The 17,537-nt window shown below is 72.9% G+C and carries 15 protein-coding genes and 1 pseudogene; 10 read left to right on the plus strand and 6 right to left on the minus strand.

Annotated features, from left to right (window positions below):
• Positions 1-259 precede the first annotated feature (259 nt).
• From ACIQAK_RS04985 to ACIQAK_RS05000, 4 genes and pseudogenes are all read right to left on the minus strand, one after another.
• Positions 260-910: pseudogene (locus tag ACIQAK_RS04985) on the minus strand (Nramp family divalent metal transporter); the annotation flags it as partial.
• A 194-nt stretch (positions 911-1,104) separates the two neighbouring features.
• Positions 1,105-1,515 carry a RidA family protein gene (locus ACIQAK_RS04990; RefSeq protein WP_366391046.1) on the minus strand — a complete coding sequence of 137 codons (411 nt, stop codon included), beginning with the start codon at positions 1,513-1,515 and terminating at the stop codon, positions 1,105-1,107.
• Between the two features lie 6 nt (positions 1,516-1,521).
• Complete coding sequence (locus ACIQAK_RS04995; protein WP_366391045.1) at positions 1,522-2,280, minus strand: IclR family transcriptional regulator; 759 nt, start codon at positions 2,278-2,280, stop codon at positions 1,522-1,524.
• Positions 2,277-3,386 (minus strand): sugar kinase, encoded by a 1,110-nt coding sequence (locus ACIQAK_RS05000; RefSeq protein ID WP_366391044.1) that lies wholly within the window; start codon positions 3,384-3,386, stop codon positions 2,277-2,279. The genes ACIQAK_RS04995 and ACIQAK_RS05000 overlap by 4 nt, the downstream gene beginning before the upstream one ends.
• A gap of 133 nt (positions 3,387-3,519) precedes the next feature.
• On the opposite strand from ACIQAK_RS05000, the gene ACIQAK_RS05005 reads away from it, so the two are divergent.
• Entirely contained in the window at positions 3,520-4,821 is a 1,302-nt protein-coding gene (locus ACIQAK_RS05005; protein WP_366391043.1) for an alanine racemase, read from the plus strand.
• A gap of 33 nt (positions 4,822-4,854) precedes the next feature.
• Positions 4,855-6,480 carry a D-aminoacylase gene (locus ACIQAK_RS05010; RefSeq protein ID WP_366391042.1) on the plus strand — a complete coding sequence of 542 codons (1,626 nt, stop codon included), beginning with the start codon at positions 4,855-4,857 and terminating at the stop codon, positions 6,478-6,480.
• Positions 6,481-6,534: 54 nt separating this feature from the next.
• Here ACIQAK_RS05010 and ACIQAK_RS05015 read toward each other — a convergent pair whose 3' ends face one another.
• Positions 6,535-7,386 (minus strand): siderophore-interacting protein, encoded by an 852-nt coding sequence (locus tag ACIQAK_RS05015; protein ID WP_366391041.1) that lies wholly within the window; start codon positions 7,384-7,386, stop codon positions 6,535-6,537.
• Positions 7,387-7,477: 91 nt separating this feature from the next.
• On the opposite strand from ACIQAK_RS05015, the gene ACIQAK_RS05020 reads away from it, so the two are divergent.
• Positions 7,478-8,404 carry a TetR/AcrR family transcriptional regulator C-terminal domain-containing protein gene (locus ACIQAK_RS05020; protein WP_366391040.1) on the plus strand — a complete coding sequence of 309 codons (927 nt, stop codon included), beginning with the start codon at positions 7,478-7,480 and terminating at the stop codon, positions 8,402-8,404.
• Between the two features lie 64 nt (positions 8,405-8,468).
• Here the strand turns inward: ACIQAK_RS05020 and ACIQAK_RS05025 are convergent, their stop codons facing one another.
• The gene (locus tag ACIQAK_RS05025; RefSeq protein ID WP_366391039.1) at positions 8,469-8,801 is read right to left on the minus strand and encodes a helix-turn-helix domain-containing protein; all 333 of its coding nucleotides are present in this window, start codon (positions 8,799-8,801) and stop codon (positions 8,469-8,471) included.
• Between the two features lie 97 nt (positions 8,802-8,898).
• Here ACIQAK_RS05025 and ACIQAK_RS05030 point away from each other — a divergent pair, with 97 nt between their 5' ends.
• The 7 genes from ACIQAK_RS05030 to ACIQAK_RS05060 all read left to right on the plus strand — a co-directional run bounded on the left by ACIQAK_RS05030 (position 8,899) and on the right by ACIQAK_RS05060 (position 17,288).
• The gene (locus ACIQAK_RS05030; RefSeq protein ID WP_366391038.1) at positions 8,899-9,726 is read left to right on the plus strand and encodes an NAD(P)-binding domain-containing protein; all 828 of its coding nucleotides are present in this window, start codon (positions 8,899-8,901) and stop codon (positions 9,724-9,726) included.
• 467 nt (positions 9,727-10,193) lie between these two features.
• Positions 10,194-11,009, plus strand: coding sequence for an arylamine N-acetyltransferase (locus ACIQAK_RS05035; protein WP_366391037.1), 816 nt, complete (start codon positions 10,194-10,196; stop codon positions 11,007-11,009).
• Between the two features lie 302 nt (positions 11,010-11,311).
• Entirely contained in the window at positions 11,312-12,523 is a 1,212-nt protein-coding gene (locus ACIQAK_RS05040) for a pyridoxal phosphate-dependent aminotransferase (RefSeq protein WP_366391036.1), read from the plus strand.
• A gap of 190 nt (positions 12,524-12,713) precedes the next feature.
• Positions 12,714-14,918 carry an MMPL family transporter gene (locus tag ACIQAK_RS05045; RefSeq protein WP_366391035.1) on the plus strand — a complete coding sequence of 735 codons (2,205 nt, stop codon included), beginning with the start codon at positions 12,714-12,716 and terminating at the stop codon, positions 14,916-14,918.
• Positions 14,919-14,922: 4 nt separating this feature from the next.
• Positions 14,923-16,107 (plus strand): sensor histidine kinase, encoded by a 1,185-nt coding sequence (locus ACIQAK_RS05050; protein ID WP_366391034.1) that lies wholly within the window; start codon positions 14,923-14,925, stop codon positions 16,105-16,107.
• 1 nt (position 16,108) lies between these two features.
• Positions 16,109-16,798: a response regulator transcription factor gene (locus ACIQAK_RS05055; RefSeq protein ID WP_366391033.1), complete on the plus strand. Its 690-nt coding sequence runs from the start codon at positions 16,109-16,111 to the stop codon at positions 16,796-16,798.
• 82 nt (positions 16,799-16,880) lie between these two features.
• Positions 16,881-17,288 (plus strand): hypothetical protein, encoded by a 408-nt coding sequence (locus tag ACIQAK_RS05060; RefSeq protein ID WP_366391032.1) that lies wholly within the window; start codon positions 16,881-16,883, stop codon positions 17,286-17,288.
• The last annotated feature ends 249 nt before the right edge of the window (positions 17,289-17,537 follow it).

A 17,537-nucleotide genomic window follows, 5' to 3' on the forward strand; every position in this document is an offset into this window, starting at 1 on the left:
GGCATTGTCGGTGTTGCGTTTGTGCTGCCGTCCAATAGCGATGGCTTCCCCGTCAAGGTTGTCTGCCGAGATGCGGGCGTAAGAAGCCAGGGGCGTACGGCCTGCTAGCCACTCCTCGACACTGCCGCCCTGGCTCAGGTGGGCTCGGAGGGCGGGGGCCACATAGCAGCGGCTGAACGTCTTGCTCGGGCGCGAAGGGTTCCGAGTGTCCATCATGGGCCGCAGCCTAGTACCACTGTGGTTAGGCGCGATACGATTACCCGTACGCCGCCATGGTGATCGTGCCGCCGACGCCGCCGATCAGCCCGAGGGTGTAGAGCAGTGAACCGTCCGGCAGTACGGGGACGAGCCCGGCGAACGAGGCCCCCACGTCCGGCACCACCCGGGCGGCGACGTACACGACCACCACGAACATGATGCCGATCAGGACCGTCATGACCTTCTCGAAGACGGCGTACCGGTTGAACCAGACGAAGGCCAGTCCGATCAGCCCGGTGACGATCGCCCAGAACTTCAGCCCGGGCCCGTCCGGGAACAGCGCCACGATGGGCAGTGCGCTGGAGGACATGGCCGTCGCCCCGTAGATGAAACCCCAGAGAACGACGTAGATCGCGAAGTAGACCGTGGTCCAGGAACCGAGGCTGCGCCAGCCGTCGAAGAGCGTACGCCCGGTCGCCAGGTGCCAGCGCCCGGCCGCCTCGGCGAGCGAGATCTTGACGACGCAGCCGATCACGGCCGCCCACATCAGGGTGTAACCGAACGTGCTGCCCGCGATCAGGGTGGCGACCAGGTCCCCGGCCCCGACCCCGGTCGCCGCGACGACGATCCCGGGGCCGATGTACTTCCAGCCGGCCTTACGTGGTCGGGAGGCCAGCTCCCCTGTCCCTGTGGTTGCGTTCGTTTCCGCCATGCCGATCAAGGAAGCGCAATCGGCGGGGCGGCACAAGGGGGCGTACGGGGACCGGGGTGCCGGGGCCTCCCTGAGGTGACTCCAGGCGGCCTGAAGCAGCCCGTCGGTACAACGTGCACGAGGCCAAGACGCACTCACAGCGCTCAGTGGGACGCGGCGATCCGGGGAACGGAACGGTCAGCGGGGCGGACCGGTCAGCTCAGCACCGCGAGGGCGTCGATCTCGATCAGCAGGCCCTCGGGCAGGCCGACGTAGACCGTCGTACGGGCCGAGGGGGCCTCCTTGAGGTTCTGCTCGGCGAAGTACGCGTTGTAGATCTCGTTCATCTCCGCGAAGTGGTCCACGTCCGTGAGGTAGACGCGCATCATCATCACGTCGTCCCAGCTCGCGCCGCCCTCCTCCAGGATCGCCTTGACGTTGGCGAAGGTCTGGAGGGTCTGCTCGCGCAGGGTGGGACCGGCGGGCGTCGGGGCCTGGCCCTCGACCGCCGGGAGGAAGCCGACCTGGCCGGCGACCTGGAGGATGTTCCCCTTCTTCACGCCGTGCGAGAACTTCGCCGGCGGCGTGGTGTGGGTGGAGGGGGTGAGGGCGGTCTTCTCGGTCATGGCTGATCAGACTTTCTTGGGTCGGTTGGTGCCGGAGTACTCCCGGCTGATGGTCTCGGCGGTGCGCCGGACCAGCGGGAGGAGGGTGAGGAGTTCCTCGGCCGTGACGACCACGTTCGGTGCGGACACCGACATGGCCGCGACGACCCGCCCGTCCGCCCCGCGGATGGGGGCGCCGACGCAGTTGATGGACTCCTCGTGGCCACCGAGGTCGGTGGCCCAGCCCTGTTCGCGGACGACGGCCAGCTCCTTGAGGAAGGCGGCCGTGTTCGGCGTCGAACGGGACGTGTACATGGGGTAGTCGAGCTTCTCGGCGATCGCGCGCCGCTCGGGCTCGGTGAGGTCGGCCAGCAGCAGCTTGGCCACGGCCGCGACGGTGATGGCGACGGGCTTGCCGATCCGCGAGTACATCCGGACCGGGTAGCGGCTCTCGACCTTGTCGATGTAGAGGACTTCCCGCTCCTCGTAGACCGCGAGGTGCACGGTGTGCCCGCACCGGTCGTTCAGCTCGACCAGGTGGGGGTGGGCGATCTCGCGTACGTCGAGGTTCTCGACGGCCTCCTGCGCGAGCGCGAACAGCCGGGCGCCGAGGCGGTAGCGCTGGTCCTGCTGCCGGTAGACGAGGCCGTGCTCGTGGAGCGTACGCAGCAGGCGCAGCGCCGTGGACTTGTGGACGCCGAGCCGCTCGGCGACCTGGCCGAGGTCGGCGGGTCCCTGGGCGAGCAGCGGCAGGATGCTGAGTGCCCGGTCGACGGTCTGGCTCATGACGTACGTACCTCCTCGCAGGCCCGGTCGGCTGCGGTCCAGCCGGGGCCGAGACGAAGTCTCCCCCAGGCCTCGTCGTCGAGGGCGACGAGCCGGTCGGCGTGGTCGCGGGCGGGGGGTGCGGTGAGGTCGCCGGGGACGGTGAGGACGGCGGCGGCCATGAGGTGCCCGTGCCGGACCCGGTCCCGTACGGACAGTCCGCGCAGGGTGGCGGAGAGAAACCCGGCGGCGAACGCGTCCCCGGCCCCGACGGCGGCGACGACGTCGACATGGAGGGCGGGGACGAGGGTGACGGTGTCACCACGCTCAGCCCCTCGGGCATGCCCGGGCTCTCCGGCGTTCGAGGAGCGGGGTCCGGGGCGGAGCCCCGAGAACACCGTCGCGCCCGCGCTCCCCCGCTTCACCACCAGCACGGACGGCTCCGGCAGCGCCGCCCGGATCGCCTCCGCGCCGACGATCCCCCACGCCTCCTCCGCCTCGTCCTCGCCGACGAAGACCAGGTCGCAGCGGCGGGCCGGCTCCAGCAGCACGGACGCGTCACCGCCCCGCCACAGGTGCGGCCGGTGGTTCACGTCGAACGAGACCAGCGGTCGGCCCGCCCGGGGAGCCGTCAGGTCCCGCAGCAGCGAAAGGCAGTCGGCCGACAACGCGGCCGTGATCCCGGACAGGTGCAGGATCCGTCCCGCGAACACGTCCTCGTACGGCACGTTCGCCGGCGACATCGCGGACGCCGCCGACCCGGCCCGGTAGTACGCCACCTCGTGCGCCCCCGCCCCGCGATCCGTCGCCGTACGGAAGTAGATGCCGGTGGGCCGGGCGGGGTCCCGCCGCACCGCCGACGTGTCGACCCCGTACCCCGAGATCGTCTCGACCAGGTGGTCCCCGAAGCCGTCCGCCCCGACCCGTCCCACCCAGGCCGCCCGGTGCCCGGCGGCGGCGAGCGCGCAGGCCACGTTGGACTCCGCGCCCCCGATCCCCCGCCCGAAGGAGGGCACGTCGGCGAGGCGGCCGGGCTGCGAGGGCAGGAACGCCACCATGGACTCACCGAGACAGACGACGTCGGTGGTCGTGGCGGCGTGGGCCGTCCCTGCTGCGGGTCCGGACACGGAGGGCTCCTCGCTGGTCGGCGTGCGGGCCGGTGGTCACCATTGACCGGGCATCGGCTCGGATGTTAGACAGCGTCGAGCGATATACGCAATGGGTGTTGCATATGTTGCAACTGACTTCGAGGAGCTCCCCTTGGCAGCCGACCGCCCCACCGACCGCACCGCGTCACTGATCGCCGACCTCGCCGACGAACGCGTCGACCACCGTTTCAAGGCGCTGCCGCCGGACGCCGAGGGCCTGACCGTGGGCACCCTGGCCGCCGAGCGCCGCAACCTCTTCACCGGCGGCTTCACCACCCCCGTCCTCGCCCTCTCGGCCGAGTCGGTCGAGCACAACCTCGCCCTGCTGGAGACGTACGCCGAACGCCACGGCCTGGCATTCGCCCCGCACGGCAAGACCTCGATGTCCCCGCAGCTCTTCGCGGACCAGCTGAGGCGCGGCGCCTGGGGCATCACGGCGGCCGTGCCGCACCAGGCGCGCGTCTACCGGGCGTACGGGGTCGGGCGGATCTTCCTCGCCAACGAGTTGGTCGACCCGGTCGCCCTGCGCTGGCTGGCTGGTGAACTGACGGCCGACCCGGAGTTCCGCTTCGTCTGCTACGTCGACTCCGTGCGCGGGGTCGAACTGATGGCGGAGGCCCTGAGCGCGGCGGGTGCCACCCGCCCCCTCGACGTGGTCGTGGAGCTCGGCGCGGGCGAGGGCGCGCGCACCGGCGCCCGGACCGAGGCCGACTGCGTGGCGGTGGCCGACGCGGTGGCGGCGGCCGGGTCGCTGCGCCTGGTGGGCGTGGCCGGGTACGAGGGCGAGGTGCCGGACGCCGACCCGGAGCGGGTACGGGAGTGGCTGCGGCGGCTCGTCTCGCTCGCGGCCGCCCTCGACGGCGAGAAGCGGTTCACCGGCGCCGACGAGATCGTGATCAGCGCGGGCGGCAGCGCCTGGTTCGACGCGGTCGCGGACGTCTTCGCGGAGGTCGGTGAACTCAGCCTGCCCGTACTGAAGTTGCTGCGCTCCGGCGCGTACGTCTCGCACGACGACGGGCACTACAAGCACCTCACCCCCTTCAACCGGGTCCCCGAGGAGGGCGCCCTGGAGCCCGCCTTCCGCCTCTGGGCACAGGTCGTCTCGCGCCCGAGCGGCGAGCAGGCGTTCCTGAACGCGGGCAAGCGGGACGCGGCGTACGACCTCGACCTGCCCGAGGCGCAGGTGGTCCGCTCCGCCCGGGACGGCTCGGTCCGCCCCGCCACCGGCATCACGGTCACCGGCCTCTCCGACCAGCACACCTGGGTCCGTACGGAGGAAGGGGCGGAGCTGGATGTCGGCGACTGGGTCGGCATGGGGCTCTCGCACCCGTGCACGAGCTTCGACAAGTGGCAGCTGATCCCGCTGGTGGAAGCGGACGGCACGGTCGGCGACTACATCCGCACGTTCTTCTGAGCCGTTCCGCTTCCGCTCCCTGAAAGGTCACCCATGGACCTGGTCCTGCGCGACGCGCTCGTCGTCGACGGCACCGGCCGGCCCGCCCACCGCGCCGATGTGGCGGTCGACGGCGGCCGGATCGCCGAGATCCACCGCGAGGGCTCCCCCGGCCCCCGCCCCACCGCCACCCGCACGGTCGACGCGGACGGGCTCGCCCTCGCCCCCGGCTTCATCGACATGCACGCCCACAGCGATCTGGCACTGTTGCGCGACCCGGACCACAGCGCGAAGGCGGCGCAGGGGGTCACCCTCGAAGTGCTGGGCCAGGACGGTCTGTCGTACGCCCCGGTCGACGACCGCACGCTCGCCGAGGTCCGGCGCTCCATCACCGGCTGGAACGGCGACGGCTCCGGCATCGACTTCGACTGGCGCACGGTCGGCGGCTATCTGGACCGGCTGGACCGCGGCTTCGGCGGCCAGGGCATCGCCGTCAACGCCGCCTACCTCATCCCGCAGGGCACGGTGCGGATGTACGCGGTGGGCTGGGACGACCGCCCGGCCACCGACGCCGAACTGGCCCGGATGCGGGAGCTGGTGGACCAGGGCATGCGGGAGGGCGCGGTCGGCATGTCGTCGGGGCTGACCTACACCCCCGGGATGTACGCGGACGACGCCGAACTCACCGCACTCTGCCGGGTGGTGGCCCGCCACGGCGGCTACTACTGCCCGCACCACCGCAGTTACGGGGCCGGCGCGCTTGAGGCGTACGAGGAGATGGTGCAGCTGACCCACCACGCCGGCTGCGCCCTCCATCTCGCCCACGCCACCATGAACTTCGGCGTGAACCAGGGCAAGGCGCCCGACCTCCTGGCCCTGCTCGACCGTGCGCTGGCCGCCGGGGCCGACATCTCGCTCGACACCTATCCGTACACCCCCGGCTGCACGACGCTGGTCGCCATGCTGCCCAGCTGGGCGGGCGAGGGTGGTCCGGAGTCGGTCCTCACCCGGCTCGCGGACGCGGAGAGCGCGGAGAGGATACGGCACCATCTGGAGGTGCTGGGCTCGGACGGCTGCCACGGGGTGCCGATCGAGTGGGACACCATCGAGATCTCCGGCGTGAGCGCGCCGCACCTGACCGAGTACGTGGGCCGTACGGTGGCCGATTCGGCGGCGCTGCGGGGCGAGGAGCCCTGGGTCACCGCGCGGCGGCTGCTCACCGAGGACCGGCTCGGGACGACGATCCTCCAGCACGTGGGCCATGAGGAGAACGTGCGGCAGATCATGCGCCACCCGGTGCACACCGGCGGCAGCGACGGCATCCTCCAGGGCGACAAGCCGCACCCGAGGGCGTACGGCACGTTCCCGCGGTATCTGGGCCGGTACGCCAGGGAGTTGGGCATCCTCTCGCTGGAGGAGTGCGTCGCCCACCTGACCTCGCGCCCGGCCGCCCGGCTGCGGTTGGCGGACCGGGGCCTGGTGCGCGAGGGCTACCGCGCGGACCTGGTGCTGTTCGACCCGGGGACGGTGGCGGCGGGTTCCACGTTCGAGGAGCCGCGCACGCTGCCGGTGGGCATCCCGCACGTGCTGATCGACGGCCGGTTCGTCATCGAGGACGGCCGCCGTACGTCGGTGCTGGCGGGCCGGGCGGTCCGGGGCGCGGGGGCTTCGGCCGTCTGACGAGGGGCCCAGCGGCCTGACGGCAGGCCGCTCAGCCGCCCGACGGCAGGCCGCTCACCCGGAGTCGGCCGCGCGCTCCGCCGCCCAGGCGAGGTCCTCCTCGGTGGGGGCGTCGTCCTGGGTGAGCGCGCGCCGCCAGTACCCACTGAACTCTACGTCATCCTGCGGCAGTTGGCGCTCCCCCACCAGGTGGCGCCGGAGCGCGCGGACCGCCGACGCCTCCCCCGCCACCCAGGCCGCGTCCACCCCGTCGAGGCCCGGCCCGGCGCCCCGTACCGCTGCCATGAGCGAGCCGCCCCGGTCCCGGTGCACCCAGCGCACCTCGGCCCCTCCGGCGGCCTCCGGCAGCTCCCGCTCCTCCGCCGCGTCCGCGACCTCGGCGTACACCAGGGCCCGGGTCCCGGCCGGCAGCGCCTCCAGCACCGTGGCGATGGCCGGGAGCGCCGTCTCGTCCCCGGCGAGCAGCATCCGCTCCGCCTCCGGCAGCGGACGGGCGTAGAGGGACGACGGGCCGACCATGCCGAGCACGTCACCGGGGCGGGCGTCCGCACCCCAGCGCGAGGCGGGCCCGGCGTCCCCGTGGAGCACGAAGTCCACGGTCATCGCGTTGGTGTGCCGGTCGTAGGCGCGGACGGTGAAGCTGCGCAGCCAGGGCCGCCGCGCCCGCGGGACCGCGAGGAACGCCTCGTACCAGCGCATGCCGTAGGTGTCCTCGGCATCTGCTCCGGCAGCAGCCCTTCCGCCACGCTCCGCCTCGCGCGGCAGGCACAGCTTCATCTGCTGGTCGGGGCGGTCCTCCATGAGGCGGGGCAGCGCCTCCCCGGTGAAGGTGATCCGGGCGGTGCGCGGGGTGGTCCGCTCTGCCCCGATGACCCGTACATAGCTGACCGGCATGGCCTGACCCATGAGCCGGAGCCCCTCTCCCTGATACCTTTACGAGGTAAAGCATTCCCCGAATTACTCGGCCGAAGTTACTTTATGGCGTAAGGAGTCGCAAGTGGTGGTCTTCGCCGGGCAGGGTGACGCCCGCCGCTCCCTCTCCCTGCTCTGGCGCGCGGATGTCGCCGCCCCGCCGCGCGGCGGCCCCGGGCCCAAGCCCCGGCTGAGCGTGGACGCCATCGTGGCGGCGGCCGTCGCGGTCGCGGACGAGGAGGGCATGGCGGCCCTGTCGATGCGCGCGGTCGGCGAGCGGCTGGGGCGGACCGCGATGGCGCTCTACACGCACGTCCCGCGCAAGAGCGAGCTGCTGGACCTGATGTACGACGCCGTGCACGCCGAACTCCCCACCGCGTATCCGGAGTCGGACGACTGGCGGGCGCCGCTCACCGCGTGGGCCGGGGAGCTCCTGGAGTTCTTCGTACGCCACCCCTGGGTGCTCCAGGTCTCGCAGGCCCGGCCGGTCCTCGGCCCGCACGAGTACGCGAACCTGGACGCGCTCGTCCGGCTGCTGGGGGCGACCGGGCTGCCGGCGCGGACGGTGCGGCGGCTGGTGGGGACGCTGTTCCCGCTGGTGCGGGGCTCGGCGCGGGCGGTGGCCGACGCGCGACGGGCGGCGACGGCGACCGGGAGCTCCGACGAGGAGTGGTGGGCGGCCCGCTCGGCGGCCCTGACGGAGCTGGTCCCGGACTTCGCGGAACGCTTTCCGGCGGTGATCGGGCTGGAACGGGACGGGGCCCCGGAGCCGTATCCGGGCGGGGGCGAGGGAGCGGGCCCGAACGGGGACGAAGGGGCGGACCCGAGCAGCGGCGAGGGAGCGGACCCGGGCGGGGACGAAGGGGCGGACCCGAGCAGCGGCGAGGGAGCGGGCCCGGGTCAGGACGTGATGCCGTTCCCTGAGCGGGAGGCGCGGGAGACGTTCCGGGTGGGGCTCGGGGTGCTGCTGGACGGGATCGACGCGGCCGTGGCGGCCCAGGGGAACGCGTGAGGGCGCCGGGCGGCCCTGAGGTCAGGACCGCCCGGCGGGTCGGACGCCGACAACCCCTGAGCGGCTACGGCCCGGGGAGGACGTGCTCGCGTCCCCACTCCCCCAGCGGGCCCAGGGCCGCGTTCAGCGCGATCCCGCGCGGTGTGAGCGAGTACTCCACCCGTGGCGGCACTTCGGCGTACTCCTCCCGGTGCACGATGCCGTGGTCCTCCAACTCCTTGAGGTGCGAGCTGAGCAGCTTCTCGGTCACCCCGGGCACGGCCCGGCGCAGCTCCCCGAAACGGCACGGCTTCTCGTCCAGCGCCCACAGGATGAGCACCTTCCACTTGCCGCCGATGACGTCCATCGCCGCGTCGATCCCGCAGATGTACGCCCCCGGCCTCCGTACGGCCCCCATCGCCCACCCTCCCCCATCTGGTCACTCACCACCGGGTAACCACCCACTCGCAGGTGCGTACTTGTCGGTCCCGGCCCGGTCGACCAGCCTAATCCTCATGCCCGACAACCTCCCGGCGCCGACCGCGCCCACTTCTCCCACCCCGCTCACCCTGCTCGGCCTCGGCTCCATGGGCGCCGCGCTCGCCCGTACCTGGCTCGCCGCCGGGCACCCCCTGACCGTCTGGAACCGCAGCCCCGGCCGGAGCGCCGAACTCGCGCTCCGGGGAGCCCGGGTGGCCGACACCGCGACGGAGGCCGTGGCCGCGAGCCCGCTCGTCGTCACCTGCCTGCTCGACGACGCGTCGGTCCGCGAGGCGCTGGCCGACGCCGACCTCGCCGGCAAGGACCTGGTCGACCTCACCACCTCCACCCCGGCTGAGTCCCGCGCCCGCGCGGCCTGGGCGGCCGAGCGCGGCGCACGCTTCCTGGACGGCGGGATCATGGCCGTGCCCCCGATGATCGGCGCGCCGCAGTCCGGCGGGTACGTCCTCTACAGCGGCCCGCGCGCCCTCTTCGACGAGCACCGGGAGGTGCTGGCCGTGCCCGCCGCCACCCGGTACGTCGGCGCGGAGTTCGGCCTCGCCGCGCTGTACGACGTGGCGCTGCTCAGCGCGATGACCGCCATGTTCGCGGGGGCCCGGCACGCGTTCGCGCTGGTGGAGAACGCGGGGATCGACCGGAAGGAGTTCGGCGGGCTGCTGGCCGACTGGCTCGCGGCGATGGCCCCGGCGACCGCGACGTACGCCGCCGGCCCCCCGGCCGAGGAGGCCACCAGCCCGGCCGTGGCGGAGGCGGGGGACGCGGCGTTGCTCCGTACCGCGCGGGAGCAGGGCGTGGACACGGCCCTGCTGATCGCGTCGGCCGGCTCGGTGTCCGGGGTCTGAGGACCCGGCGTACCGACACTCGACGGCGGAAGGGGACAGCCCGGCCCACGGGTCCCGCCGAACGGAAGGCGCAGCCCGGTCCACCGGTACCGCCCGGCGGAAGGCGTCGCAGCCCGGCCCACGGGTCCCGCCGAACGGAAGGCGCAGCCCGGTCCACCGGTCCCGCCGAACGGAAGGCGTCGCAGCCCGGCCCACGGGTCCCGCCGAACGGAAGGCGCAGCCCGGTCCACCGGTACCGCCGAACGGAAGGGACAGCCCGGCCCACGGGTCCCGCCGAGCGGAAGGCGTCGCAGCCCGGTCCACCGGTACCGCCGAGCGGAAGGCGCAGCCCGGTCCACCGGTACCGCCCGGCGGAAGCCCGGCTCTTCCCCCGTTCGGGCTCGGTCGGGAGTCCCGGTCCACCCGGGCGGGGCACCTGGTCCCGCAGCCTGAGGCGCGGTCCCGCTCCGGCTGCGTACGGTCGGGGTATGACACTCGACCTCGACGCCTACGTCGCCCGGATCGGCTGGACCGGGGAGCGCCGCCCCACGGTGGAGGTGCTGCGGTCCCTGCACCGCGCCCATGCCCTCGGCATCCCGTTCGAGAACCTGGACCCGGTGCTCGGCTCGGCGCCCTCCCTGGACCCGGCCGACGTGGAGGCCAAGCTCGTCCTCGGCGGACGGGGCGGCTACTGCTACGAGCAGAACACCCTCCTCGCCACCGCCCTGCGGCAGCTGGGCTTCACCGTGACGCTGCTGGCCGCCCGGGTGATGGTGGGCGCCGCGCCGGGCGACATCCGGCCGCGCAGCCACATACTGCTGCGAGTGGGCGTCCCGGACGTGGTGACCCCGTACGTGGCCGATGTCGGGTTCGGGAGCATCGGCGCGCTGCTGGAGCCGATCGAGCTGGTGGCGGGGGCCGAGCTGCACGACGCTCCGCGCCACCACCGCCTGGTCACGGTGGCGCACGACGGGCCGCTGGAGATGTGGGAGTTGCAGACGGAGAAGGGCGGGAGCTGGGAGGCGCAGTACAGCTTCACGCCGGAGCCGTTCGAGGTCCCCGACTTCGAGATGATCAACTGGTACGTGGCCACCAGCCCGCACTCACCCTTCGCGCAGGCGGTTTACGCGCAGCGCGCCCTGTCCGACTCCTCCCATCTGGCGCTCGCCGGGCTGGACCTGATCGAGACGGCCGGGGACGGCACGATCAAGGAGCGGATGCTGTCCGGCCCCGCCGAGGTCCTCCAGGTGCTCCGGGACGACTTCGGCATCCGCGTCCCCGAGGGCACCGAACTGCCGGAGTGAACGCGCCGGGCAGCAAACCGCCCCGGCAGCCGTACGGCCCGCCGCCCGCACACCACCGCCGGTCGGCGGGGCCGGGCCCGGGCACCTCCCGGCCCGGGTCGCCGCGCGTGGCGCATCTCACCCGTTCGGGCGGCTCACGCCCCATTCCAAGCCCCGGCGCCGCCCGGACCGGCCGTTCCCACGGTCCGGGGCCGGGGCGGCCTTGCCGATGGAAGCCGGAGCGCGGCGGCGGGCCGGCCGGAGGTGGCGAGGACGGCGCATTCTCCGCGCACCGCGCGAAACGCGGCCGTAAGCTCGCGGACATGCAGGTCATCCAGTCCACGAAGCTCGCCAATGTCTGTTACGAGATCCGGGGCCCCGTGCTGGAGGAGGCGATGCGGCTCGAAGCGGCCGGTCAGCGCATCCTCAAGCTCAACACGGGCAACCCGGCCGCGTTCGGGTTCGAGTGCCCGCCGGAGATCCTCGAGGACATCCTGCGCAACCTCGCGGGCGCGCACGGCTACGGGGACGCCAAGGGCCTGCTCCCGGCGCGGCGCGCGGTGGTGCAGCACTACCAGACCAAGGGCATCGACCTCGACGTCGAGGACATCTACCTGGGCAACGGGGTCTCCGAGCTGATCCAGATGTCGATGCAGGCGCTGCTCGACGACGGCGACGAGGTCCTCGTACCGGCCCCGGACTATCCCCTGTGGACGGCCTCGGTCTCGCTGGCCGGCGGGACGGCCGTGCACTACCGGTGCGACGAGCAGGCCGACTGGATGCCGGACCTGGCGGACGTCGAGCGGAAGATCACCGACCGCACCAAGGCCCTGGTGATCATCAACCCGAACAACCCGACCGGGGCGGTGTACGACGACGAGATGCTGCGCGGTCTCACCGAGATCGCCCGGCGCCACAACCTGATCGTCTGCTCCGACGAGATCTACGACCGCATCCTGTACGACGGCGCGACCCACACCCCGACGGCGGCGCTGGCCCCCGATCTGATGGTGCTGACCTTCAACGGGCTCTCCAAGAACTACCGGGTGGCCGGCTACCGCTCCGGCTGGCTGGCCGTCTGCGGCCCGAAGGCGCACGCCAGCTCGTACATCGAGGGGCTCACGGTCCTCGCCAACATGCGGCTCTGCGCCAACATGCCCTCCCAGCACGCGGTGGCCACCGCGCTCGGCGGGCGGCAGTCGATCGAGGACCTGGTGCTGCCGGGCGGCCGGATCCTGGAGCAGCGGGACGCGGCGTACGACCTGCTGACCTCGATCCCCGGGGTGACCTGCGTGAAGCCGAAGGGGGCGCTGTACCTCTTCCCCCGGCTCGACCCCAAGGTCTACAAGATCAAGGACGACCGGCAGATGGTCCTGGACCTGCTGCGGGCCGAGAAGATCATGGTCGTGCAGGGGACGGGTTTCAACTGGCCCGAGCCCGACCACTTCCGCATCGTGACGCTGCCGGCGGCCGAGGAGCTGACCGACGCGGTGACCCGGATCGGTTCCTTCCTGGACGGTTACGGGCAGCCGTAGGCCTGACGTACGGACAGCCCCAGGGCGCGTCCGTGACGTCCTGCCGACCGTCAGGGTGCCGGGGTGCCGGGGTGCCGCTCCGCGCCGTGGTCGCCCCCGCCCCGACGCCCGTTGTCCACCGGTCGGTGGACAACGGGTTCCACCGGCAGGACGTGTCGGCCGCAGCCCCCCTCCGGCCAGAGTTTCCGGCATGAGACAACTCCCTGTACGCATGGCCCGATGGAGCGCCCGGCACGCCGGGCGGGCGATCGCCGGCTGGTTCGCGTTCGTCGTCCTGTGCCTCGTGGCCGGCATCGCCGTGGGCTCCAACGAGGCCACCACCGAGGACTTCCGGGTCGGTGAGGCGGGACGCGCCGAGGCGATGGCGACCGACGGCGGTCTGGAGCGCTCCCCCACCGAACGGATCATGATCCGGGCGAGGTCGGGACAGCTGGACATGGCGGCGGCCGGTGCGGCGGCCGAGGATGTGACCGCGCGGGCGCGGGTCCTGCCCGAGGTGGAGAGCGTGGCCGCTCCCGTCCGCTCGCAGGACGGCAGGGTCCTGCTGGTCTCGGTGGTGCTGAACGGCCCGGAACTGGCGGGCAGGAGGAACGTCGTACCGCTCCTGGAGGCGACGGCGGCGGTGGCCGCGAACCATCCGGACCTGGTGGTGGAGGAGACCGGGTCCCCCGCCATCAGCAAGGGCGTCAACGACCAGCGCGGCGAGGATCTCGCGCTCTCCGAACGCATCAGCCTGCCCGTCACCCTCATCACCCTGCTGATCGTGTTCGGCTCGGTGGTCATGGCGGGCGTCCCGCTGCTCCTGGCGCTCTCCTCCATCGCCGCGGCGATCGGGCTGTCCATGGTCGCTTCGCACCTCCTGCCCGACCCGGGGGTCGGGATGAACCTCATCCTGCTCATCGGCTTGGCGGTGGGCGTGGACTACACGCTCTTCTACCTGAAGCGTGAACGCGAGGAACGGGCACGAGCGGGCGGGCGGCTCAGCCCGGAAGCCCTCGTGGAGCTGGCGGCGGCGACAGCGGGCCGGGCCATCGTCATCTCGGGTCTCGCCGTGATCTTCTCCACGGCCACCCTGTATCTGGCCACCGACGTCATCTTCTCCTCACTGGCGACCGGGACCATCCTCGTCGTGGCCGTCGCCGTCGCCAGCTCGCTCACCGTGCTGCCGGCGCTGCTGGTCACGATCGGCCGCCGTACCGACCGGCTCGCCCCCCGCAGGGCCGCCCGCCGGGCGAAGCGCGGCAAGCCGGCCAGGGCCGAGAGGCCGGAGACCGGGCGGGTGTTCGGCGCTCTGCTGCGCCCCGCCCGGACCCGTCCCGCCCTCACCCTGTGCCTGTCGGTCCTCGTCATGCTCGGTCTGACCGCGCCCGCGCTGGGCCTGAAGCTCATCGACCCGGGCAAGGACACCTTCTCCCGTGACATCCCCGCCATGCAGGTCTACGACCGGCTGACCGAGAGCTTCCCCCACCTCTTCGTCACGCACGAGGTCGTCACCCGTTCCGCCCCGGAGCAGGCCGCACAGGCGCGGCAGGCGCTGGTGGACCTCGGCCGACGGGCTCAGGCCGATCCGCTGTTCGCGCGAGATCCGGAGAACCCGGAGCCGAGGGTCCGTACGTCGGCCGACGGCCGGATCAGCGTGCTGGAACTCGCGGTCCCCCACGCCGCGCCCTCCGCCGAGGCGATCGAGTCCCTCGCCCGGCTGCGCCAGGACCACATCCCCGCCACCGTCGGCCAACTGCCGGGCGTGGAGACGGCGGTGAGCGGCGACGTGGCCCGGGGCCGCGACTACGTGGCGCACGAGAGCGACAAGCTGCCGCTGGTCCTCGGGTCCCTGCTGCTGATGACGTTCCTGATGACCGTGTGGGCGTTCCGCTCGGTGGTGATCGGCGTCATCGGCGTCGTACTCAACCTGCTGTCCGCGGGTGCCTCGCTCGGCCTGCTGGTCCTGGTCTTCCAGGGGACGTGGGCGGAGGACCTGCTGGCTTTCGACTCGCTCGGGGCGATCGCCTCCCGGGTTCCGTTGTTCCTCGTGGTGATCCTCTTCGGCCTGTCGATGGACTACCAGGTGTTCGTGGTCAGCCGGATCCAGGAGGCCAGGCAGAACGGCATGGCCGCCCGCGCGGCGGTGCTGGAGGGCCTCAGCCGGTCGGCCAAGGTGGTGACCAGCGCGGCGATCGTGATGGTGACGGTGTTCGGCGCGTTCGTGGCCCTGCACCTCACCGAGATGAAGCAGATGGGCTTCTGCCTGGCCGTGGCCGTCCTGCTGGACGCGGTGGTCATCCGGCTCATGGTCCTGCCGTCGGTGCTGCTGCTCCTCGGCGAGCGTGCCTGGTGGCCGGGGCGGGTCGGCCGGACCCGGCAGCCTGCCGCCCGGCCTCTGGCGGAAGTAGGCTGACGCGGTGAACCAACGGCCGCAGCCCGACACCGCGTTGACCGTACCTGTGCCGCACCGGTGGAACGGCGTCTTCTGGGTGCTGCTGGGCCTCGTCCCGCCGGCCCTCGCGGTCGCCGACGCCCCCGGTACGACGAGGTACCCGGTGCTGGTGCTGCTGGCCGTCCTGGCTCTGTCGTACGGCGCGGTGGGGCTGTTCCCCGCCGGCCCCCTCCTGCGCCCCCGCGTCCACCTGTACGTACTCGTCGTGAGTCTCAGCGCGCTGTCGTACCTGCTCGACGGCGGCGCGGCCCTCTTCGTGGTGACACTGCCGCACTTCTGGATCTACACCGCGAGCGCGCGTGCCGCGAGCGCCCTCAGCGGTCTCGCAGCGGCGGGGGTCGTGGCCGGCAACGTCGTACGGCAGGGCTGGGACGGGGAGTTCTTCACCGGCAACGTGATCTTCACGGTCATCGGCTACGCGGCCGGCGTGCTGATCGGGCTGGGCGTGCGCCACATCGCCGAGGATGCCGGCGAGCGGGCCCGGCGGCTGAGCGCCGAACTGGAGGACGCCCGGCTCCGGCTGGTCGAGGCGCACCACCGCCAGGGGGCGGCGGAGGAGCGCGAACGTCTCGCGCGGGAGATCCACGACACGCTCGCCCAGGGCTTCGCCTCCATCATCGTGCTCGCGGAGGCGGCCGCAGCCGGTCTGGAGACCGACCCGGGCAGGAGCGGGAAGCAGCTGCTGGCGATCGAGAACACCGCGCGCGAGAACCTCGCCGAGGCGCGCGTCCTCGTCGGTTCGGCCCCGCGGAGCGGTGTCGCCGCCGGCTCGGTGGCGGACACCCTGCGACGGACCCTGGACCGCTTCACCGAGGACACCGGGATCGGCGTGACCCGCGAACTCCCGGACATCGTCTGCGACCAGCAGACCCGGATCGCCCTCCTGCGCTGCACCCAGGAGTCCCTCGCCAACGTCCGCAAGCACGCGGCGGCCTCCACCGTGGAGGTGGTCCTCACCGCGCAGCCGTACGGGGTCGAGCTGGAGATCACCGACGACGGAGGTGGATTCGTGACCGAGGACTCCCAGGGCTTCGGGCTGCACGGCATGCGCACACGCCTGGCCGAGCTCGGCGGCGAACTCACCGTCACCAGCTCGGTCGGCGACGGCACGCGGGTGCTGGCCATGATCCCCACCGACGGACAGGACTGAAATGACCCATGGGACGGCGGAGAAGAAGCTCCGGATCATCGTGGCGGACGACCATACGGTGATGCGTGCCGGGGTCGTCGCCCTGCTGGCCGACGAACCCACCATCGAGGTCGTCGGCGAGGCCGAGGACGGCCGGGCCGCCGTCACGCTCGTCGGACGGCTGGAGCCCGACGTGGTGCTGATGGACCTGCGGATGCCCGTCCTCGACGGGACGGGGGCCACCACGGAGATCGTCGCCGGCGCCGCCCGCACCCGCGTGCTGATCCTGACCACCTACGAGACCGACGCGGAGATCGAGCGCGCCGTCGAGGCGGGGGCCGTCGGCTACCTGCTCAAGGACGCCACCCGCGAGCAGCTGGTGGACGCCGTCCACTCCGCGTCCCGCGGCGAGACCGTGCTGGCTCCGCGCGTCGCGGCGCGGCTGGTGGCCCGGATGCGGGCGCCTGCCCCGGTGACGCTGACGAGACGGGAGGTGGATGTGCTGGGCGCGGTGGCGGACGGGCTCTCCAACGTCGAGATCGGCCGTCGGCTGGTCATCACGGAAGCAACGGTGAAGACGCATCTGCTGCGGGTCTTCGCCAAGCTCGATGTCAACGACCGTACGCACGCGGTGGTCAAGGCACTCGGACTCGGGCTGCTGGACCGGTCCCGGGCCGGACACGGCCCGGCACCCGGTCCCGGACAGCCGTAAGGCGACCATTCTCCCGGACCCGGCATAAACTTGGACTCATTCCAATGTAGGATGGATACCCAGCATCACCGGGAGGCCATCCATGTACGAGCCGATCCGCACCAAGTCGGTCCACACCCCGGCCCAGGACGCGGACTTTCCGCACCGCAGCCGCGAGGAGGCGCTGGACATCCAGCTCGCGGGGCACCTCGCCGCCCTCCTCGCGGTCACCGACGAACTCGGCCTCGGCCCGGCGGGTGACCGCATCGCCGAACAGGTGGCCCGGCTGCGCGGCGCCCCGCCCGCCCGGCACGCCGCCCTGACCGACGCCGCCCCGGCGTCGCTGCACCGCCGCGCCCACGACCTGGCGGGCCGCGCGCTGCTGGTGGCCGCGTCCCGCGCCGACACCACCGCCGCCATCCTCGCCGCGCAGCGGATGGACGCCCACACCGAGGCCCTCGCCTCCGCCGCCGCCACCGCCCCCCTCGGGCTGCTGGTCGGCGCCCACTGACGGCCCCGGTCCGCGTGCCGCCTCGGCGCGCGGACCGGGTGCCACGACCTCTCCCGCCCAGGAACGAGGGCGGCCCCCGGAACCGTGAGGGGGTTCCGGGGGCCGGGAGGGTGTCCGTGGTCGGGGACACCCCCGGGGCTGCGCCGACAGCGACAGTCCCCGGACCGCGGCGGGCTGTCGACCCCACAGGTCAGGGCGGATGTCCGATGGACCCGGCCGCGGGGCTCAGGGGAGCGGGACTCGGCGGAC

Origin of the sequence: Streptomyces sp. NPDC088706 (assembly GCF_044752765.1) — a bacterium.
Taxonomy (GTDB): domain Bacteria; phylum Actinomycetota; class Actinomycetes; order Streptomycetales; family Streptomycetaceae; genus Streptomyces.